Annotated in this window: 16 protein-coding genes and 1 riboswitch; of the genes, 2 read left to right on the plus strand and 14 right to left on the minus strand. The window is 70.5% G+C overall.

Going from position 1 to position 19820, the window contains the following annotated elements:
* Nucleotides 1–47: 47 nt before the first annotated feature.
* Entirely contained in the window at nt 48–1622 is a 1575-nt protein-coding gene (locus tag ACFYWS_RS28715; protein ID WP_389281227.1) for an APC family permease, read from the minus strand.
* Between the two features lie 216 nt (nt 1623–1838).
* Between ACFYWS_RS28715 and ACFYWS_RS28720 the strand changes: the two genes are divergently transcribed.
* Nucleotides 1839–2477, plus strand: a complete 639-nt coding sequence (locus ACFYWS_RS28720) for a TetR/AcrR family transcriptional regulator (RefSeq protein ID WP_389281229.1) — start codon at nt 1839–1841, stop codon at nt 2475–2477.
* 42 nt (nt 2478–2519) lie between these two features.
* On the opposite strand, the gene ACFYWS_RS28725 is transcribed toward ACFYWS_RS28720, so the two are convergent.
* Nucleotides 2520–3347 (minus strand): SGNH/GDSL hydrolase family protein, encoded by an 828-nt coding sequence (locus tag ACFYWS_RS28725; protein ID WP_389281231.1) that lies wholly within the window; start codon nt 3345–3347, stop codon nt 2520–2522.
* 171 nt (nt 3348–3518) lie between these two features.
* Nucleotides 3519–4301: a peptidoglycan DD-metalloendopeptidase family protein gene (locus tag ACFYWS_RS28730; RefSeq protein ID WP_389281232.1), complete on the minus strand. Its 783-nt coding sequence runs from the start codon at nt 4299–4301 to the stop codon at nt 3519–3521.
* Nucleotides 4302–4304: 3 nt separating this feature from the next.
* A riboswitch (cyclic di-AMP (ydaO/yuaA leader) is annotated at nt 4305–4475 on the minus strand.
* Nucleotides 4476–4857: 382 nt separating this feature from the next.
* Between ACFYWS_RS28730 and ACFYWS_RS28735 the strand changes: the two genes are divergently transcribed.
* The gene (locus ACFYWS_RS28735) at nt 4858–5655 is read left to right on the plus strand and encodes a tyrosine-protein phosphatase (RefSeq protein WP_389281233.1); all 798 of its coding nucleotides are present in this window, start codon (nt 4858–4860) and stop codon (nt 5653–5655) included.
* Between the two features lie 245 nt (nt 5656–5900).
* Here the strand turns inward: ACFYWS_RS28735 and ACFYWS_RS28740 are convergent, their stop codons facing one another.
* From ACFYWS_RS28740 to ACFYWS_RS28790, 11 genes are all read right to left on the minus strand, one after another.
* Nucleotides 5901–8417: an ABC transporter permease gene (locus tag ACFYWS_RS28740; RefSeq protein WP_389281234.1), complete on the minus strand. Its 2517-nt coding sequence runs from the start codon at nt 8415–8417 to the stop codon at nt 5901–5903.
* Nucleotides 8414–9244 (minus strand): ABC transporter ATP-binding protein, encoded by an 831-nt coding sequence (locus tag ACFYWS_RS28745; RefSeq protein WP_389281235.1) that lies wholly within the window; start codon nt 9242–9244, stop codon nt 8414–8416. The genes ACFYWS_RS28740 and ACFYWS_RS28745 overlap by 4 nt, the downstream gene beginning before the upstream one ends.
* A gap of 154 nt (nt 9245–9398) precedes the next feature.
* Nucleotides 9399–9608 carry a DUF6126 family protein gene (locus ACFYWS_RS28750; RefSeq protein ID WP_389281237.1) on the minus strand — a complete coding sequence of 70 codons (210 nt, stop codon included), beginning with the start codon at nt 9606–9608 and terminating at the stop codon, nt 9399–9401.
* Complete coding sequence (locus ACFYWS_RS28755; protein WP_389281239.1) at nt 9601–10254, minus strand: helix-turn-helix domain-containing protein; 654 nt, start codon at nt 10252–10254, stop codon at nt 9601–9603. Before ACFYWS_RS28755 ends, ACFYWS_RS28750 begins: the two co-directional genes overlap by 8 nt.
* A gap of 138 nt (nt 10255–10392) precedes the next feature.
* The gene (locus ACFYWS_RS28760) at nt 10393–11778 is read right to left on the minus strand and encodes an aspartate aminotransferase family protein (RefSeq protein WP_389281241.1); all 1386 of its coding nucleotides are present in this window, start codon (nt 11776–11778) and stop codon (nt 10393–10395) included.
* Nucleotides 11775–13661 (minus strand): 1-deoxy-D-xylulose-5-phosphate synthase, encoded by a 1887-nt coding sequence (gene dxs, locus ACFYWS_RS28765; RefSeq protein ID WP_389281242.1) that lies wholly within the window; start codon nt 13659–13661, stop codon nt 11775–11777. Before dxs ends, ACFYWS_RS28760 begins: the two co-directional genes overlap by 4 nt.
* Nucleotides 13662–13698: 37 nt before the next feature.
* A complete protein-coding gene (gene ispG, locus ACFYWS_RS28770; RefSeq protein WP_389281244.1) occupies nt 13699–14865 on the minus strand; it encodes a flavodoxin-dependent (E)-4-hydroxy-3-methylbut-2-enyl-diphosphate synthase in 1167 nt (388 codons plus the stop codon).
* A 7-nt stretch (nt 14866–14872) separates the two neighbouring features.
* Complete coding sequence (gene hpnH, locus ACFYWS_RS28775) at nt 14873–15895, minus strand: adenosyl-hopene transferase HpnH (protein ID WP_389281245.1); 1023 nt, start codon at nt 15893–15895, stop codon at nt 14873–14875.
* A gap of 6 nt (nt 15896–15901) precedes the next feature.
* Nucleotides 15902–16558, minus strand: a complete 657-nt coding sequence (locus ACFYWS_RS28780; protein ID WP_389281247.1) for a 1-hydroxy-2-methyl-2-butenyl 4-diphosphate reductase — start codon at nt 16556–16558, stop codon at nt 15902–15904.
* Nucleotides 16558–18564, minus strand: coding sequence for a squalene--hopene cyclase (gene shc, locus ACFYWS_RS28785; protein WP_389281249.1), 2007 nt, complete (start codon nt 18562–18564; stop codon nt 16558–16560). Before shc ends, ACFYWS_RS28780 begins: the two co-directional genes overlap by 1 nt.
* A 103-nt stretch (nt 18565–18667) precedes the next feature.
* Complete coding sequence (locus tag ACFYWS_RS28790; protein ID WP_389281250.1) at nt 18668–19762, minus strand: polyprenyl synthetase family protein; 1095 nt, start codon at nt 19760–19762, stop codon at nt 18668–18670.
* Nucleotides 19763–19820 lie beyond the last annotated feature (58 nt).

Consider the following 19820-nt stretch of genomic DNA (forward strand, 5'->3'; position numbering starts at 1 on the left):
GGCCGAAGAGCCGATGGGCCCCACGTCACGTGGGGCCCATCGGGCGTTCAGCGGCCGTCGACCGCACCATCGCGCGCCCGCCGCCGGCCACGCGCCCCACACACGTAGAACACCAACCCGATCACGACGAACAGCAGCAGCGGCAGCACCTGGCTCAGCGTGTACGGCAGTCGCTGGCCCGCGAACGACTCGGGGAGCGAGTCCGCCGGGTCGCCGGATGTGCCGAACCAGCCCACCCCGAAGCCGGGCCACACGAGCACGACCACGGTGAACGCCACGAAGCCGGTGGAGAGCGCGGTCACGATCCAGGCGCCCACCCGGCCGCCCGGCACGGCGTACGGCCGCTCCTGGTCGGGGTACTTGCGGCGGAGCATCACGAGGCTCGGGAACGTGATGACGTAGGAGATGAACGTCGTGCTGATGGTCAGGCCGAGGCCCGCCGCGAAGTACTTCTCGCCGTCGCCGCCGGTGAGGTTGAGGGCGACGACGAACAGGATCGAACCGAGCACGGCGGACAGGATGTTGACCCGTACCGGAGTGCCGTGCTTCTCGGAGATGCGGCCCAGCCAGGCGGGGCCCGCGCCGTCCGCGCACGCCACGGCCTGCGCGCGGTGGGCGCCCATCGCCCAGGTGACGCCGGAGGTGAGCAGGCCGATGATGAGGCCCGCCGCGGCGACCCCGCCGAACACGGAGCCGAGCCCGGTCAGTGTCACCGTGCCGTCGGCCGCGATCGAACCGCCGTAGACGGTGAAGACGGCCTTGCAGGCGTCGATGAAGCCGCCCAGGCTGCCGATCTCCTGGCTGGGCAGAACGAACAGGATGCCGAGGATGGGCCCTCCGTAGAGGAGCACGGCGGCGAGGCCGGAGCGCAGGATCGACAGGGGGATGTCGCGGCGCGGGTTCTTCATCTCCTCGGCGGCCGAGCTCGGCAGTTCGAAGCCTACGTAGTTGAAGATGAGCACCGGGACGAGCGCCACGAAGCCCGCATACGTAGGCGTGAATTCGCCCGCGGGTAGGGCGTGCACGCCATGTTCGGCGGCGTAGACGACGACGGACACGAGGAAGAAGCCGAGCAGCACGACGCGCGCGACGGCGCCCGCGATGGGCACCCACTTGCCGATGCGTACGGACTGCACCACGGCGAGCGCGCCGCCCCAGATGAACACGAACCCGGCGACGTACTTCCACACGCCTGGCAGCGGCGTGAAGAACTCCTCCCAGGTGGTCAGCGCGATGATGCACAGGCTGCCGCCCACCCAGACCGGGTTGGAGATCCAGTACAGGAGCTGGTTGACGCCCGCGACGAGCCGGCCGAAGGCCAGGCGCGTCCATACGTACGGGCCGCCCTGCACGGGGAAGGACGAGCCGAGTTCGGCGACGAGCAGTCCGTAGGGGAGGAAGAAGACGACGGCCAGGATGACCATCCAGGTGAGGCCCTGCGGGCCCTGCGCGGCGACGGAGCCGATGGTGTCCAGGCCGACGAGCGTGCAGATGAGGAAGAACAGCACGTCCAGCCGGCGCAGATCCTTGCGCAGCCGTGAGCGCTGCTCGCCCCAGCCTTCGGAGAGGTCGGGCTCGTCCCCGGCGGGCGGGGTCGGCGAGAGGGATGGCGCTTGGGTCACGATTGCTCCTGGCGAGGACGTCACGAAAACGGCACGGACAGCACGGACAGCAACTGCGGGTCTTGCTCGGGCCGCGCTTACCCCCGACCGGCGGACTTATTGACTGAACGGCCAGTCAGTAGTGGAACGTGACGTGACTGTGACCCGTGCGACGGCGAGGCGTCAAGAGTCCTGCACGTGAACGAGTCGACACACAGGAACAACTAGGCTTGCGGCGTGAGCAGAATCCGGTTGAGCGTGGCCGAGCGGCGCGAAGAGCTGCTGCGGGCCGCCATCGAGCAGATCGAGGCGCGCGGGGTGGCCGCCGTACGCATCGCCGACGTGGCGTCGGCGCTCGGCGTGAGCAACGCGCTGGTGCTGTACCACTTCTCGACGAAGGAGAAGCTCGTCGCGGCCGCGTTCGCGCACGCCGCCGAGAGCGACCTGGCCCACCTGCGCAAGCTGCTCGGCCGCCGCACGACGGCCCTGAAGCGGCTGCGCGCGGCGGTGCGCTGGTACGCGCCGACGGGTCAGGCCAAGGGGTGGCGGCTGTGGATCGAGGGCTGGGCGGCGGCGCTGCGCGAGCCCGCGCTGCGGGAGGTCACGCGGGACCTCGACCGGCAGTGGAAGGCGGCGCTCGCCGAGGTGGTCGCCGAGGGCGTGGCGGCGGGCGAGTTCGGCTGCCCCGACCCGATGGCGGCGGCGCTGCGGCTCACGGCGCTGCTCGACGGGCTCGCCGTACAGCTGACGGCGTACGACGACGGGCACTCCAGGTCGGCCGCGGTGTCGCGGGCCCGCATGCTGGAGTGGGTGGATGAGGCGCTCGCCCGCGAACTGGGTCTCGAGCGCGCGGAGTTGACCGGGGCGGGGCGCTGACGGGAAGCCGTCAGCGCCACCGCACCGCCGAGGATCAGCGCGTCAGGACGCCGCCTCCAGGTGCGCCTTCACCGCGTGCGGGTCCACGAAACCCTTCGCCTGCACCCGGTCGCCGGAGGACTCGCCGCGCAGCCGGCGCCCGATCCACGGCACCAGGAACTCCCGCGCCCAGTGGATGTCGTCGCGCCGCACCTCGAACGTGCCGCGCGGAGGCAGCAGGGGCCACGCCTGCTCGGGGTCGGCCGGCACCTCGACGCCGAGCGCCTGGGCGGCGCGCAGCGCCACGCGCGTGTGCCCCTCGGGCGACAGGTGGAGACGGTCGCCGTCCCATGCCCTGCGGTCCTGGATGGACTTCAGGGACCACAGGTCGAGCATCAGGCAGCCGTTCCTGTCGGCGATGGCCCGCACATGCATGTTGTACGTGGCGATCTTGCCGCGCAGGTGCTTGAGCACGGCCACGTCACGGGTGTCGAACCCGGTGGCCACCATGACGGTGCCGGCCGCGTCGGCGAGCTTGGCCACGGCCTTCTCGAAGCGCTCGGCCACGTCGTCCGGGTCGGTGCCGGGCCGGATGATGTCGTTGCCGCCCGCGACCAGGGTCACCAGGTCGGGTGCGAGCTCGACCGCCTTCGGGACCTGGTCCGCGACGATCTGGTCGAGCAGCTTGCCGCGCACGGCCAGGTTCGCGTACCTGAAGGTGTCCTCGGGGACACGGTCGTCCAGGAGGACGGCGAGCCGGTCGGCCCAGCCCGCGAACTTTCCGTCGGGGCCGGGGTCGCCGACTCCTTCGGTGAAACTGTCGCCCACGGCCGCGTAGGACCGGATCGTGCCGTTGAGTGAGTCCGTGAGTGCTCTCGATTCGTTTGCCACGACCACACATCTTTCACCCTGAGGTGTGACCTACGCGACCGTAGCCAGGGGTTGACGCCTGGTGAGATAGCCCACTCGTCACCTTGGGAATAAGCGCGCGAACGCGATTCGGCGCCCGGGGAACACCCCGGGCGCCGAATGGAGCGGGTCGACGAGCCGCTACGAGACGTCTCAGGCGTTCACACCGTGCTCGCTCAGGTACGCGATCGGGTCGATGTCCGAGCCGTAGTCCGCGCTCGTGCGGACCTCGAAGTGCAGGTGCGGTCCGGTGACGTTGCCCGTCGCGCCGGACTTGGCGATCTCCTGGCCGGCCGTCACGGTGTCGCCCTGAGCGACGCCGGTCGAGGACAGGTGGCCGTACTGCGAGAAGTGGCCGTCGGCGTGCTCGATGACGACCTCGTTGCCGTACGCGCCGCCCGAGCCGGTCGAGACGACGGTGCCGTCGGCTATCGACTTCACGGAGGTGCCGGTCGCGATCGAGTAGTCGGCGCCGGTGTGGCTGCCGCTGGACCACATGGAACCGGAGTTGCCGTAGCCCGTGCCCTTGGCGCCGTCGACCGGCGCCACGTAGTCACCGGAGGCCGTGGTCTTGGCGCTCGTCTGCGTGGCGGCGGACGCACCCTCGGAGCCGGAGTCACTGTCGGCCTCGCCGCCGAGGGCGAGCTTGACGCCGATCTTGAGGTGGTCCGCGTTGGAACCGACGGCGTCCTTGTTGTCCTCGTAGAGCTTCTTCCAGCCGCCGTCGACGTCCTGCGCCTTGGCGATCTTCGAGAGCGTGTCACCGGCCTTGACGGTGTACGTCGTGGCATCGGCGGTGCCGCCGGACGTCGCGGCCTGCGCGCCGGTGGCGCCCATCAGCGGCAGCGCGATCACGGCTCCACCGGCGGAGGCGACGGCGGCGACACGGGCGATGCGCTGGGAGGTCGAAAGGCGGTGCTTTCCCTTTGCGGGCATGCTGATTTTCCTCTCCGTCGCCTACGAGGTGAGCTGTCGGGTTCGGGCTGGAGATGCCCGGCCGCGCCCGGGGTACGGACGCGGCTTCACCCCTAGCCGCTTCGGGAAATCCCTACGCGGCGTACTGCGTGTGGGTCCCCCGCTCCTGCCGTGACGGGTAGTCGAAAGGAATCCGGGCGGCGGCAGGACTAGGCGTTCCGACCGGATTGATTGGTGACCGTAGGCGAACGGCGATGGCGACGACAAACCCCGAATTCACTTGCGGGGGCAATTCCTTGGATTTCTGAGGCTTCCCTGTGTAACCCTGCGTCGACATTCTTCGCTTTACCAACGCCATACCTTCGGGGATTACTGGGGAGCCAATCCGGGCCACCCGCCACACAGCGTCACGAACATGAAGCCGGTCACGCACACACCCACAAGCCCCTCCGATTCACGCACAGTTGACACAGAACGGGGCGAATCGGACAGATGGTTGCCTGGGGACCGATGTCGTATCGTCAGGAGCGCGCCCGCCGGCGACCCAACGCCGGTGCACCGATTGGGAGGAGCCCCTGTGACGCAGCACGCACCGTCCACCGAGCCCGAGCTGACCGGAGTGCGCAACTTCCGAGACGTGGGCGGCCTTCCCACCGTGGACGGCCGGCGCGTGCGCCAGGGCGTACTGTTCCGCAGCGGCCACCTCGCCCACGCCACGGCCGAGGACTCGACCTTCCTCTCCTCCCTCGGCCTGCACACGGTCTTCGACTTCCGCAACGCCGCGGACCTGCAGCTGGAAGGCGCGGACGTCGCCCTGCCCGGCGTACGCAATCTGAACCTGCCGCTCAACGACCCGGCCGACGGCGCCGAATTCTGGACGATGGTCCGCGACGGCAACATCGAGCAGCTGCGCCAGATCCTCTCCGAGGGCCGCGCGGCGAACCGCCTCGTCGAGTCCTACCGCACCATGATCAAGGAGCGCACCGCCGAGCACAGCCGCGTGCTGCACTCCCTCGCCGAGGACAGCCTGCCCGCGCTGATGCACTGCGCGGCGGGCAAGGACCGCGCGGGCCTGTCGATCGCGGTGACCCTGCTCGCGGTGGGCGTGGAGCGCGACGCCATAGAGGCGGACTACCTCAAGTCCAACGAGAAGCACCGCCGCTACAAGGTGCGCCGCAGCGCCACCGCGAAGGACGCCTACTCCCCCGAGATCATGGAGCTGCTCAGCCCGCTCTTCGACGCCCGCATCGAGTACCTCAACGCGGGCCTCCAGACCATCGACGAGGAGTGGGGCAGCACGGACCGCTATCTCGCAGAGGGCCTGAAGCTCACCGCGACGACGCGCGAGCGGCTGCGCGAGCGCCTTCTCGACTAGGACCTGTCGTCTGGATCAGGCCGGATCCGGGTGGCTGTCATGTGCGGTGCAGGCGAGTGGGGTAATGGGGCCTCCCCTGCTCGAGCGAAGCCGAGAGCTCCCGAGCGAAGCCGAGAGCTTGGGAGTGTGCTTGCCAGGGCCCGCTCACCGGCAAGATCTGCCAGAAGGGCGCTGGCCACTGCGCGAGCGCATTCCCGGCTGAAGACCGGCATCACCCCACAGCCCGGACCTGATGTCACCCCTCGTCACCCCTCCCTGTCGCGCAGTGCCGCGCCGGCAGGGAGGGTCACGGCGAGCAGACCGAGGCACACCGCGCTCGCGGCGAACGTGCCGTATAGGAGCGGCGGTATGTACGGGGACTCTCCCGTCATGCCGCGCATCATCGGGGTCAGCGTGATCATCGCGATGGTGGTGCCCAGCGCCACCCCCGCCGCCGACACCAGCAGGCTCTCCCAGCGGAGCATCCGCAGCACCTGGCGGCGCGTGGAGCCGACGAGGCGGAGCACGGTCAGCTCGCGACGGCGGTCCAGGACGGTCATCACCAGGGTGTTGACCGCGGCGACGGCCGCGAACCCGCCCAGCACCGCGGCCATCATGTAGTTGGACCAGGCGCCCAGTTCGCTGTCCACGCTCCGCGCGACGGCATAGCCCGAGGCGTCGGTGACCTTGCCGAGTGCGGTGAGCGGCCCGGCTTCGCCGCCGCGCACCAGCAGCGTGTCGTCGAAGCCCGACGTGACGTGGCCTGCCAGGGACGCTCGGTTCATGGTCACCGCCGCCAGGCCGAGACCCCGGCCGTAGACCGCGGCGACTTCCGGGCGGGCCTTCGTGCCGTCGGGGAGGTACAGCGGCAGCTTGTCGCCGACCCTCACCTTCGCCGCCGTGGCGAGAGTCTTGTCGATGGCGATGCGGCCCGCGCCCACGCGGTCCAGGCTGCCGCCGCGCACATCCAGATCCTGCACCTTCGCGAGCTCCGCACCGGAACCCGAGATGCCCTGGGTCGCGGTCGCCTGCAGCGACGTCTCGCCGCCCGAGTCGACGGGGATGAGCACCTGCGTGTCGAGCAGACTCACGGCCGCGTCGACACCATGAGCGCGGGCGGCCCGGTCGGCGGCGCCCGCGGGCAGGCCTGCCGGGTTCGTGACGACGTGGTCCGCCGTGATGCCCTCGCGCAGCTGGTCCGCGGAGACCTTGCTCTCGCTCGTGTGCATGAAGACCAGCGTCGAGGCGAAGGCCATCGCCAGCACGATCGGTGTGATCGCGGAGGCCAACCGGCGGGAATTCGTCCGGGAGTTGGCGGCCGCCAGCGAGGCCGGGGCGCCGCCGCCACGCAGCAGCAGGCCGAAGAACGACGCGCACAGCCGGGCCAGCAGCGGGCCGAGCAGGGCAACGGCGAGCATGAAGAGCATGACGACGCCGAGCGAGGCGTTCGCCGCGTCGGCGCCTGCGGTGGAGGCAGCGACGCCCGCGAGCGCCGAGCCGCCGCCGAGGGCCGCGATGCCGAGCACGGTACGGACCACGCCCGGTCGCAGCCGCTCCACCGAGGCCTCGGCGAGCGCCTGACCCGGCTTGATCTTCGCGGGCCTGCGCCCGGCGATCCAACCGGCGCCGAGCGCCGTGAGCAGTCCGGTACCGACGGCGGCGACCAGCGGGATCCACGAGACGTGCAGCTCGACCGCCTGCGGGACGGCCCCGCGGTCCTTCAGCTGCCCGAACCACCAGTGCGCGAGCCCGATCCCCGGCAGGCACCCGAGCACCCCGGCGAGCGGCGCGACGATCAGCGCCTCCGCCGCGACCGCCCGGCGGATCTGCCGCGGGGTGGCGCCGACGGCACGCAGCAGCGCGAATTCTCGGGTGCGCTGGCCGACGGAGAGTGCGACCGTGCCGGCCGCGGTGAACATGGCCACCAGCGTGGCGATCCCGCCGAAGGAGCCGCCGAGCGCGGTGAGGGTCTCCTTGGCGTACGCCAGGCCGTGGTCCTCGACCTCGCCGCGGTCGTCACCGGTGAGCACCTGCGCGCCGGAGCCGGCGAGTGCCTTTTCGACGGCGATGGCGAGGGCGCCGGTGTCGGCACCTTCCTTGGCCAGGACGGCGATGGCGTCGGCCTTGCCGGGGTGTCCTGACAGCGCGGGGGCCTCGGCGTCCGCGAACCAGGCCGTGGCCCCGCCACCGGCCGCCGTGCCTGCCGCAGCGGTGTCCCCGGACCCGGCCTCCGCGAGGCCGGACACCCGGAACTGCCCGCGTCCCGCGGCCGATTCGAGCACGACGGTGTCTCCGACGTCGGCCTTCGCGGTGCGGGCCGCGGCGGCGTCGAGCGCCACCTCTCCCGTGCGCGGCGCGGCGCCCGCGGCCAGCGCGGTCCCGGTGAAGGCGTGCGAGCCCCAGCCGTGGCCGGTGAGCGCGCCGCTCCCCTGCCGTACCGGGAAGGTGAAGTCCGCCACCGCGGCCTCCGCGCCCGGCGCGTGTGCGGCCTTCGCCGCGAGCCCCGCGTCCACGCGGGCGGTGTCCGGGAGCGGGTACGCGGTTACCTCGGGGCCGTCGACGGTGTCGGCGACGACCCGAGCGGACTGGTCGGCCGCCGCCACGACCGGAGCCTTCGCGTACCGCTCCGCCGGAACCGAGGCGCGCACGCCCGTCTCCAGCAGCGTGCCGCACGCCGCGACGATCAGCGCCGACATCAGCAGCGCGACGAAGGTGCCCGTGAACGAGGCGGGTTTGAAGCGTACGGCCGCCCGCGCGAGGCCGTTGGGGGCGAGGCTCCTCATGCCGCCGCCCCCGCCATCGCTCCAGCGCGTGAGGTGCGGGCGGCGAGCGTCGCCATCCGCGCCGCGATCTGCTCCGCCGAACCGCGCTCCAGGCTGTCGGCGAAGGCTCCGTCGGCGAGGAACAGCACGCGGTCGGCCCAGGCGGCCGCGGTCGGGTCGTGGGTGACCATGACGACGGTGGCACCGAGGTGGTCGACGGCGTTGCGGAGCAGGCCGAGGACCTCGGCGGCTGTGCCGGAGTCGAGGGCGCCGGTGGGCTCGTCGGCGAACACCACGTCGGGGTTCGTGATCAGGGCGCGGGCGACGGCCACGCGCTGCTGCTGGCCGCCGGAGAGCTCGCCGGGCCGGCGCCGCGCCTTGTCCGCGAGCCCGACCTGCGCGAGCATCGCGGCCGCCCGGCGGCGGTCCTGGCGCCGTCCGGCGAGGCGCATGGGCAGCAGCACGTTCTGCTCCACGGTCAGCGACGGCAGCAGGTTGAACGCCTGGAAGACGAAGCCGAGGCGGCTGCGGCGCAGCTCGGTGAGGCTGTTCTCGTTCATGCCGGTGATCTCCGTGCCACCGAGGCGCACGGATCCCGCCGACGCCCGGTCGAGCCCGGCGGCGCACTGCAGGAAGGTGGACTTGCCGGACCCGGAGGGCCCCATCACCGCCGTGAACGTGCCGCGCGGCAGAGCGAGGTCGACGCCCGCGAGGGCGTGCACCGCACCGGTCCCGCGCCCGTACTGCCGCCGCACACCGCGCAGTTCCACAGCGAGACCCGGCGTGCCGGCCGACGCCTCCGGCCGGTTGTCCTCCGTCGTCCGCCGCTTGCCCCTGCGTAGCCTCATGGCCCTGTCCCGCCCTCTCGTGCTCTTCCTCGCTCTGACGGGGAGGAGTGTGCGAGAACGGCCGGGCGGCTGGCGTCATACCCAGGAGCCAATGTGGAGGTGCTACCGCAGTAGGGGGTCCGCCCCACTGACTACTCCCCCACTGACTACTCCCTCACTGTCCCCCGCCCAACGCGAACAGCAAATAGATGAAGCCCGCCAGCGCATGCCCCGCGAAGACGTACACGAGGACCCGCACCAGGATGCCGCGCGGCAGCTTGTCCTCGATATCGCGGCGGGCCGGGCCCGGGGTCGGGGTCGGCCCGGCCACGTCGGCCGCGCCGTTCGTGTCAGCCGTGTCAGCCGTGTCAGCGCTGTCAGCCATGGCGGGTCTCCTTCAGCAGTCCCGCCGACGGGCCGAGGCACAGCGCGGCCGTCGGGCTCTGCAGCAGGGTGTGGACGAACAGGAAGTCGACGCCGCCCCGGTCGACGGCGGCGATCCGGTGCGGGGTCAGCGAGTCGAAGTGGGAACTGTCGCCCGGGTCGAGCCGGTACGACGTGTCCCCGAGCCGCAGCCGCAGGCGCCCCGACAGGACGTACAGCCACTCCTCCCCCGGGTGCACGCGTACGACATCGCCCTGGGACCCGTACGGCGCGTGGACCTGCAACGCCTGCATGCCGCGACCGGGCGAACCGGCCTGCCGGTACGTCCAGCCCCCGGCCTCGGTGGGTTCCATCGTGCCGCCGCGCACGACCGCGTCCCGGTCGGCGGGGGTCTCGCCGAGCAGTTCCGATACGGTCGTACCGTAGATGCGGGCGAGGGAGAGCAGCATCGGGAGCGAGGGCTGGCGCTGTCCGGTCTCCAGGCGGGAGAGGTGCGCCGGGGACAGGCCGGCGGATCCGGCGGCGGTCTCCAGGGTGAGGGCCGCGCGGCGGCGCAGTTCGCGGAGCTGGGGCGCGACGGCGGGAAGTTCCGGGGGTTCCGGGACCTCCGCACCGTCCGCCTCGTCCGGCGAGAGGGCAGGGCTCATGCTGTCGATTCAGCCAGAGCCGTGCCCCTCCGGCAACTTTCTTGCCTCAGAGGCAAAAGGCGCGATCAACCAGGACTGTCGGCGACAGAACTGCCAGCCGCAGGACTGCCAGCGACAGAACTGTCAGCGGCAGGACCGTCAGCGGTTCGCCACCGCCTGCTTGATCAATGTCTTGCCGAAGTCCCACATCAGCCCGCCGCCACTGTGCGCGTCGTCCATGACCGCCGTGAACGCCCCGACGAACCGGTCGACGTCGGCCTCGTTCATCACGAGCGGCGGGATCAGTTTGATGACTTCGAGGTGGTCGCCGGAGACCTGGGTCAGGATCCGGTGCTTCTGGAGCAGCGGCACCACGACCATCTGCGCGAACAGGCCCTTGCGCGCGGCCTGCAGCATCGTCCAACGGCTGCGCAGTTTCAGGGACTTGGGGCGGCCGAACTCGATGCCGATCATCAGACCCCGGCCGCGCACGTCCATCAACAGCTCGTAACGGTCGATGAGTTCCGTGAGTCGCGAGGTGAGCAGTTCGCCCATCGCCCGCGCGCCCGCGACCGTCTCCTCGTCCTCCATGACGGACAGGACGGCGAGGCCCGCCGCCATCGCCTGCGCGTTGGAGCCGAAGCTCGCCGAGTGGACGAGGACCCGGTCCATGGACGAGTAGACCTTCTTGAAGATCCAGTCCTTGCCGATCGTCGCGCCGACCGGCACATACCCGCCCGACAGCGCCTTCGCGACGCACACCAGGTCCGGTTCGACGCCCTCCTCGTGCTGGTACGCGTAGAAGTCCCCGGTCCTCCCGAGACCTGTCTGCACCTCGTCCGCGATCAGCAGCGCCTTGTGCTCCCGCAGCAGCTCCTGCGCGGCCCGCAGATAGCCGGGCGGCGCCTCGTGCACGCCCTTGCCCTGGATCGGTTCGACGATGAGTCCGGCGACGTCGCCCTTCTTCAACTCCCGTGCCAGCGCGTCGAGATCGCCGAGCGGGACCGGGGTGTCGGGCAGCAGCGGGGCGAAGCCGTCGCGGAAGCCGTCCTCCCCGTTCACCGACAACGATCCGGTCGTCAGGCCGTGGAAGGCGTGCGCGCAGTACAGGATCCGCGGCTTGCCGGTCGCGTACCTCGCGAACTTCAGCGCCGTCTCCACCGCCTCCGTACCGCTGTTGCCGAAGAACACCCGGTCCAGATGCGGGCTGTGCGCCACCAGTTTCTCGGCGAGCAGGCCGGGCAGCGGCTGGCAGTCGAAGCGGGTCAGGTCGGCGAGGGAGGCGTCGAGCACGTCGTGCAGCGCCTTGCGTACGACGGGGTGGTGGCGGCCGAGGCCCATGACGCCGAACCCGGCGAGCATGTCCAGGTAGTCATTGCCGTCGGCGTCCCAGAAGTGCGCGCCCTCGGCCCGCTCGTAGACCTTGTCGAAGCCGATGGTGTGGAGCATCTTCGGCAGCTGGTGGTTGAGGTACTTGGTGTGCAGCTCGTACCGTTCGGCGCCGCGCTCGGCCAGCAGCGTGCCGAGGTCGAACTCCTTGCTCATGCGTCGTTCTCCTTGGCTTTCAATGACAGGCTGGTGCTGATCCGGCCCGCGATCTCCACGGGTGTCAGCCCGATGTCGGCGAGCACCTCGCCGCGTTTGGCGTGTGCCAGGAACTGCTCGGGGATGCCGAACCTCCGTACTGGTACGTCGACTTCGGCCTCGCCGAGCGCGAGCGCGACGGCCGAGCCGACGCCCGCCGCCTTGCTGTTGTCCTCGACGACGGCGACCAGCTCGTGCGCGGCGGCCAGCGGTGCGAGGTCGGGGTCGACGGGCTTGACCCACCGCGGGTCCACGACCGTGCAGTTGATGCCGCGCGCCTGGAGCAGCTCCGCGGCCTGCAAGCACACCGGCGCCATGACACCGACCGACACCAGCAACACCCGCGGCTCCTCGGCCCGGTGCAGCACGTCGAGGCCGCCGACCCGGTCGACGGCCGCGATCGGCTCGCCCACCGACTCCTTGGGGAACCGCAGCATGGTGGGCGCGTCGTCCACCGTGACCGCTTCCCGTAGCTGGGCCCGGAGTTGGTCGGCGTCGCGCGGCGCGGCGATCCGCAGGCCCGGCACGACCTGGAGCACGGACATGTCCCACATCCCGTTGTGGGAGGGCCCGTCGACGCCGGTGACCCCGGCCCGGTCGAGCACGAAGGTGACTCCGCACTTGTGCAGCGCGACGTCCATCAGGAGCTGGTCGAAGGCCCGGTTGAGGAAGGTCGCGTACACGGCAACGACCGGGTGCAGCCCGCCCGTTGCGAGTCCGGCGGCCGACACGGCGGCGTGCTGTTCGGCGATCCCGACGTCCCACACCCGCTCGGGGAACTCCTGCGCGAACTTGGTGAGCCCCACCGGGTGCAGCATCGCCGCGGTGATCGCGACGACGTCCTCGCGCTCCCGCCCGATCGACACGATCTCGTCGCCGAACACCGAGGTCCAGGAAGGCCCGTTGGACGGAGCGAGCGGCTCGCAGGTGAGCGGGTCCATCACGCCGACGGTGTGGAAGCGGTCGGCCTCGTCGGCGAGCGCGGGCTCGTAGCCGCGGCCCTTCTCGGTCAGGCAGTGCACAAGTACCGGCCCGTGGAAGCGTTTTGCGCGCCGCAGGGCGGATTCGACGGCGCCCACGTCATGGCCGTCGATGGGTCCGACGTACTTCAGCCCCAGGTCCTCGAACATGCCCTGCGGCGCGAACGCGTCCTTGAAGCCCTTCTTCGCTCCGTGCAGCGACTCGTAGACCGTGTGCCCGACCACGGGGGTCTTCAGCAGTACGTCCTTGCCCCAGGCCAGCACCTTCTCGTACGAGTCCGTGGTGCGCAGCGTCGCCAGATGGTTGGCGAGGCCGCCGATGGTGGGCGCGTACGAGCGTTCGTTGTCGTTGACGACGATGATCAGCGGCCGGTCCTTGGCGGCCGCGATGTTGTTCAGCGCCTCCCAGGCCATGCCGCCGGTCAGCGCGCCGTCCCCGATCACGGCGACGACGTGTCCGCGCTCGCCCTGCACCTGGATCGCCTTGGCGAGACCGTCGGCCCAGCCGAGCGCCGTGGAGGCGTGCGAGTTCTCCACGATGTCGTGCTCGGACTCCTCGCGCGAGGGGTAGCCGGACAGGCCGCCCTTGCCGCGCAGCTTGGAGAAGTCCTGGCGGCCCGTCAGAAGCTTGTGCACATAGCTCTGGTGGCCGGTGTCCCACACGAGGCGGTCGACCGGGGATTCGAAGACCCGGTGCAGCGCGATGGACAGTTCCACCACGCCGAGGTTCGGTCCGAGGTGTCCCCCCGTCCTCGCGACCGCGTGAATCATGAACTCCCTGACCTCATGGGCCAGTTCGGCGATCTCCTCCTCGCTCAGTGCCTTCAGGTCGCGCGGCCCCCGGATGCTTTCCAGAATCGTCACGCTCGAGCCCCCTTCCCGTCCGTACGTACGTAAGAACTCAAGCGACGGTGACGCCGGGAGCTCCCGACGCGACGCCGTCCTTCTCCATCTGTTCGGCGATCTTCATCGCCTCTTCGATGAGCGTCTCGACGATCTTCGACTCGGGGACGGTCTTGATGACCTCGCCCTTGACGAAGATCTGGCCCTTGCCGTTGCCGGACGCGACACCCAGGTCCGCCTCGCGCGCCTCGCCGGGACCGTTGACCACGCACCCCATGACGGCCACCCGCAGCGGCACTTCCATGCCGTCGAGCCCGGCGGTCACCTCGTCGGCGAGCTTGTAGACGTCCACCTGCGCGCGCCCGCAGGACGGGCACGACACGATCTCCAGGCGCCGTTGGCGCAGGCCCAGCGACTCCAGGATCTGGATGCCGACCTTGCACTCCTCGGCGGGCGGCGCGGACAGCGAGACCCGGATGGTGTCGCCGATGCCCTCGCTCAGCAACGCCCCGAAGGCGACAGCGGACTTGATGGTCCCCTGGAAGGCGGGACCTGCCTCGGTGACACCCAGGTGCAGCGGATAGTCGCACGCGGCGGCCAGCTGCCGGTACGCGTTCACCATCACCACCGGGTCGTTGTGCTTCACCGAGATCTTGATGTCCCGGAAGCCGTGCTCCTCGAAGAGCGAGGCCTCCCACAGCGCCGACTCGACGAGGGCTTCCGGGGTCGCCTTCCCGTACTTCTGGAGCAGCCGCTTGTCCAGCGAACCGGCGTTGACCCCGATGCGGATCGGTGTGCCGGCGTCCGACGCCGCCCGCGCGATCTGCTGCACCTTGTCGTCGAACTGCTTGATGTTGCCCGGGTTCACGCGCACCGCCGCGCACCCCGCGTCGATGGCGGCGAACACGTACTTCGGCTGGAAGTGGATGTCCGCGATCACGGGGATCTGCGACTTGCGCGCGATCGTCGCGAGCGCGTCGGCGTCGTCCTGCGTCGGGCAGGCCACACGCACGATCTGGCAGCCGGAGGCGGTCAGTTCGGCGATCTGCTGAAGCGTCGCGCCGATGTCGGCCGTGCGGGTCGTGGTCATCGACTGCACGGAAACGGGTGCCCCGCCTCCGACGGCCACCGGTCCGACCTGGATCTGACGGCTGATCCGCCGTTCAGCGATGGGTCGGACCGGTACCTCGGGGAGGCCCAGTGAGACGGGCTCTCCGGCATTCATGGCGCCGTCACCCACGGTTCCCGGCGACGGTCTCGGACATGGCGCGGATGGACTCCTTCAGCGACCCCATGGTGGCGAGCACGGCGGTCGGCTCGTAGCCGCAGTGCGCCATGCAGTTGTCGCAGCGCGGGTCCTTGCCGCGCCCGTAGGCGTCCCAGTCGGTCTTCTCGATGAGCTCCTTGTACGTGGGCACGTACCCGTCGGCCATCAGGTAGCAGGGCTTCTGCCAGCCGAACAGCGAGTAGTTGGGGATCGCCCACGCGGTGCACGGGAAGTCGACCTTGCCCTCGAGGAAGTCGAGGAACAGGGGCGAGTGGTTGAGCCGCCAGCGCCGCCGGTTGCCGCCCGTGAACGCCTTCTTGAAGAGCTCACGGGTCTGCGTGACGCCCAGGAAGTGGTCCTGGTCGGGCGCCTTCTCGTAGGCGTACGCGGGCGAGATCATCATCTCGTCGACCTTGAGGTCGTCGTTGAGGTAGTTGAGCACCTCGATGATGTTCTGCGGGGTGTCCGTGTTGAAGAAGGTCGAGTTCGTGGTGACCCGGAAGCCGCGCCGCTTGGCCTCCTTGATCGCCTCGACGGCCTCGTCGAAGACACCTTCCTTGGCGACGGACTCGTCGTGCCGCTCGCGCATGCCGTCGATGTGCACCGTGAAGGCGAAGTACGGCGAGGGCGTGAACTTCTCCAACTTCTTGCGCAGCAGCATCGCGTTGGTGCACAGGAAGACGTACTTCTTCTTGGCCACCAACTGGCGCACGATCTCATCGATCTGAGGGTGCATCAGCGGTTCGCCGCCGGCGATGGAGACCATCGGGGCGCCCGATTCGAGGACGGCGCCGACGGCCTGCGCGACGGGCATGCGCTGCTTCAGCACCCCGGCCGGGTGCTGAATCTTTCCGCATCCCTCGCAGGCCAGGTTGCAGGCGTAGAGCGGCTCCAATTCGACGATGAGCGGAAACTTGTCCCGCCGGCGGATCTTCTGTTCAGCGAGATATGTCGCGACCTTGATGGATTGACGAAGCGGCATGGCCATCTGGGCTCACCTCCGAGGGAGCAGCAAAGAACGGTGCCATTCAAAAAAGGCGGGTAGGACGGCACGAAGGACACGGAAAGCCGATAGTCCACCGCGAACGGTGCCGATCCTGACGAGTTCATGTTCTGGAGCGTCCACGACCACCCGGACGGCGGCAACCGGACGCCTTCCGGCCACACCGGCCGCCCTCAGGGTCGCGGCCGACTCCATGTCCACGGCGATCGCGCCGGTGCTGAGCAGGTCGGCGCGCTCGTGACCGCGCACCACGTGGTCCGAGCCGGTCAGCGGCCCGGTGTGCACGGTCCTGCCGGGCACGGCCCTGACCAGCTCCTTTACCAGGAGATCCGTGCCGGCGCACGGCGTGGCGCCGTACGTGTCACGGGTCTCCTCTGCCACGACCAGGTCACCGGGGTGCATGCCGGGCGCGAGCCCGGCACAGAACCCGGTGGCCACGACGGCGGCGTCGCGCAGCACCGCGTCGCCGAGGGCGCGGGTGACCGCGTGCTCGGCGGCCTTGGGCCCCATGCCCGTACGCAGCACGGTCACGGGGCTCGTGGCCCCGGCCCTGCTGCCGCTGCGCAGCGCGAGGTGCTCGATGCCGAGCGCGCAGGCGACCAGCAGCGGCGCGGTCTGCGACGGCCGGTCCGTCGGCGATGGGGTCATCAGCTCCCCTTGGCGGCGGCGCCCATGTCACTGAAGGGCTCGCCGTTGACGTACCGGCCGAGCGCGGTCAGCGGGAACACCTGCCGGTACAGGTGGTAGTTGATGGAGAAGTCCCAGGGGAAGCCGGTACCGGTGAAGTACGGCTCGTCCCAGGTGCCGTCCTCCGTCTGGGTGTCGGCGAGATACGTGACGCCGCGTTCGACGGCCTTCGACTCACGCTCCCCCGCGGAGAGCAGCGCGAGCAGCGCCCAGCCGGTCTGCGAGGCGGTCGATGCGCCGTGCCCCTTCCAGTCCTCGTAGCGGTACGAGCGCAGGTCCTCGCCCCAGCCGCCGTCCTCGTTCTGGACGGACTCCAGCCAGCTGACGGCCCGTCTGATCGCGGGGTGCGAGGCGGGCAGCCCGGCTGCGACCAGGGCGGGCACCACGGAGCCGGTGCCGTAGATGTAGTTGACGCCCCAGCGGCCGAACCAGGCGCCGTTGTCCTCCTGTTCGGCCAGCAGCCACTCGATGCCGCGCCGGGTGCGCGGGTCGCGCGTGTGGCCCTCGATGGCGAGCATCTCGACGACGTGCCCGGTGACGTCGGCGGACGGTGGGTCGATGACCTCGCCGAAATCGCAGAACGGCAGCCGGTTGGGGAACGGGCTGGTGTTGTCGACGTCGAAGGCGCCCCATGCGCCGTTCTTCGACTGCATTCCGAGATTCCAGCGCACGCCGCGCTCGATGGCCTTCTCGACGCGCGCCCTGTCGGGGTGGGCGACGCGGCGCAGCGCGAGCACGACCTCGGCGGTGTCGTCGATGTCGGGGTAGTTGTCGTTGTCGAACTCGAACGCCCAGCCGCCGGGCTCCAGTTGGGGCTTGCGCACGGACCAGTCGCCTGGCCGGTCGATCTGCTCGGCGATCATCCACTCGGCGGCCCTGACGAGCGCCGGGTGGTCGGCGGGCAGTCCCGCGTCGGCGAGCGCGATGGTCGCCAGGCACGTGTCCCACACCGGCGACTGGCAGGCCTCGATCATCCGGGCCCCGTCCTCGCGCCACACGGCGAACCGGTTCAGGGACTCCAACCCGGCTTTGAGGACCGGGTGTTCGAGGTCGTAGCCGAGGAGGTGGAGGGCGATGACGGAGTAGACGGCGGGCGGTTGGATGCCGCCCCAGCAGCCGTCGTTCTCCTGCCGCTCGATGATCCAGCGGCCCGCGGAGTTGATCGCGGCCTTACGGAGCCGCTTCAGGGACACCTTGCGGTAGCCGTGCATGATCTTGTCGAGCCGCTGGAACGCGCCGTCCCAACTCGCCACTGAGGCAAGGGGCTTGGCCGGGTTCGGATCGCGGGCGTCGGTGTGCAGCTCGTCCAGCGGGAACGGCGCGGGGCGCACCGGGCGCTTCGCGGAGACCACGGTGAGCGGCACGATCGTCTGCCGGGCCCAGCAGCCGAAGTCGTAGATGTTGAGCGGCATCCACTTAGGGAAGTAGATGAGCTCCGGAGGGAGTTCGGGGAGGTCGTCCCACTTCCACCAGCCGAACAGGGCCAGCCAGATCCGGGTGAACACGCGGCTGGCGGCGATGCCGCCGCGCTCACGGATCCACGCGGAGGCCTTCGCCATGTGCGCGTCGTCCGGGGAGTCACCGGCCAGGCGCAGCGCGACGTACGCCTCGATGGTGGTGGACAGCTCGCCGGGTCCGCCGTAGAAGGTGGCCCAGGTGCCGTCCTCGCGCTGCTCGCCGCGGATGAACAGCGCGGCGGCGTCGGTGGTGGCCTTGTCCCTGATGCCGAGGAACTGGCGCAGCAGCAGGTCTTCGGCGTCCATCGTCACGTTGGTGTCGAGGTCGCCCTTCCACCAGCCCCGGTCGTCCTGCCGCGCGAGCAGGAAGTCCGTGGCGCGTTGTATGGCTCGGCCGGCGGCGGTCCGGGTCCCGGCCGCCCCGGGGGTCGTGTCGGTCAGTTGGGCAGTGGTGGCCGAGGTCGTCTGCGGTGCCGTGGCTCCGGAGCTTCCGTCGGTCGTCGCTGTCATGGCTATCCCTTCATGCAGTGCTTCTTCTCTGCTGGGTAACCGTCGGCCGGAGCCCTGGCGGGACACCGGCCGGCGACTGCGAGTCATATGCGGCCGATAGTGATCATCTCTTTCGTACGACGACGAAGTCGGCGAGCGCCACGAACTCGGCGCGCACCGTGGCTGGCATCTGGACGGAGTCCAGGGCTTCGAGGGCGACGGCGTACTGGCGCCGCGCTTCCTCGGCGGTCCACTCGCGCCCGCCGGCCTCCTCGATGAGGGCGGCGCGGGCGGCGAAGTCCGCCTCGGTGAAGGTGTCGAAGTCGCCCGCGGACGGAGTCCGCTCATCAAAATCGGTCTTGGCGTCGGCCGCGAGGATCTTCGCGAGCTGCTCGGAGGCCGGTCCTCCGGCGCCGAGCGCGGCGACGACCGGGAGGGACTTCTTGCGTTGGCGCAGGTCGCTCCAGGTCTGCTTGCCGGTCGACTCGGGGTCGCCCCAGATGCCGAGCAGGTCGTCGACGGCCTGGAAGGCGAGGCCCAGGTGGTAGCCGTACTTCTCCAGCGCGTCGGCGGTCGCGTCGTCGGCGCCACCGAGGACCGCGCCGATGGAGGAGGCGCAGGCGAGCAGGGCGCCCGTCTTGTTGCCCTCCATCTCCAGGCACTCGACGACGCTGACGCGCTCGCGGTGCTCGAAGCCGATGTCCTGCGCCTGGCCGTCGATGAGGGCGCGGGTCGCGGTGGTCAGTCGGCGCGTGGCGCGGCCCGCGTCGACGGTCTCCAGCTCCAGGATGACCTCGTTGGCCAGCGCGAAGAGGGCGTCGCCGACGAGGATCGCCTGGGCGGGGCCGTGCACCTTCCACACGGTGTCGCGGTGGCGGCGCTGCTCGTCGCCGTCCATCAGGTCGTCGTGCAGCAGCGAGAAGTTGTGGACGAGCTCGACCGCGACGGCGCCCGGCACGCCGACCTCCGGGTCGGCGCCCGCGGCCTGCGCGGACAGCACGGCCAGGGCGGGGCGCACGGCCTTGCCGCCGTCCCCGTCGGCCGGGTTGCCCTCGGCGTCGATCCAGCCGAAGTGGTAGGCGGCGACGGTGTCCATCGGGGATGCCAGGCGGTCCACCGCCGCCTTCAGTACGGGGGTGGCCAGGGTTCGGCCGCGCTCCAAAAGCGCGGTCACGTCCACCGCGTCGGCAGCCTCTGGGGCCGAGGGCACAGGTGGCACAGTCTCTCCTTGTGTAACCGGATACAGCGTTGTCGGCTTGTCGACCTGGGGAAGGCCG

It is taken from the genome of Streptomyces sp. NPDC002795, assembly GCF_042888725.1.
Lineage (GTDB): Bacteria > Actinomycetota > Actinomycetes > Streptomycetales > Streptomycetaceae > Streptomyces.

Excerpts from the sequence above, each read along its gene's own strand:
- ispG (WP_389281244.1), bottom strand. The coding sequence starts at position 14,865 with ATGAATGCCGGAGAGCCCGTCTCACTGGGCCTCCCCGAGGTACCGGTC.
- ACFYWS_RS28730 (WP_389281232.1), bottom strand. The coding sequence starts at position 4,301 with ATGCCCGCAAAGGGAAAGCACCGCCTTTCGACCTCCCAGCGCATCGCC.
- ACFYWS_RS28750 (WP_389281237.1), bottom strand. The coding sequence starts at position 9,608 with ATGGCTGACAGCGCTGACACGGCTGACACGGCTGACACGAACGGCGCG.
- ACFYWS_RS28740 (WP_389281234.1), bottom strand. The coding sequence starts at position 8,417 with ATGAGGAGCCTCGCCCCCAACGGCCTCGCGCGGGCGGCCGTACGCTTC.
- ACFYWS_RS28780 (WP_389281247.1), bottom strand. The coding sequence starts at position 16,558 with ATGACCCCATCGCCGACGGACCGGCCGTCGCAGACCGCGCCGCTGCTG.
- hpnH (WP_389281245.1), bottom strand. The coding sequence starts at position 15,895 with ATGGCCATGCCGCTTCGTCAATCCATCAAGGTCGCGACATATCTCGCT.
- ACFYWS_RS28745 (WP_389281235.1), bottom strand. The coding sequence starts at position 9,244 with ATGAGGCTACGCAGGGGCAAGCGGCGGACGACGGAGGACAACCGGCCG.
- ACFYWS_RS28755 (WP_389281239.1), bottom strand. The coding sequence starts at position 10,254 with ATGAGCCCTGCCCTCTCGCCGGACGAGGCGGACGGTGCGGAGGTCCCG.
- ACFYWS_RS28760 (WP_389281241.1), bottom strand. The coding sequence starts at position 11,778 with ATGAGCAAGGAGTTCGACCTCGGCACGCTGCTGGCCGAGCGCGGCGCC.
- shc (WP_389281249.1), bottom strand. The coding sequence starts at position 18,564 with ATGACAGCGACGACCGACGGAAGCTCCGGAGCCACGGCACCGCAGACG.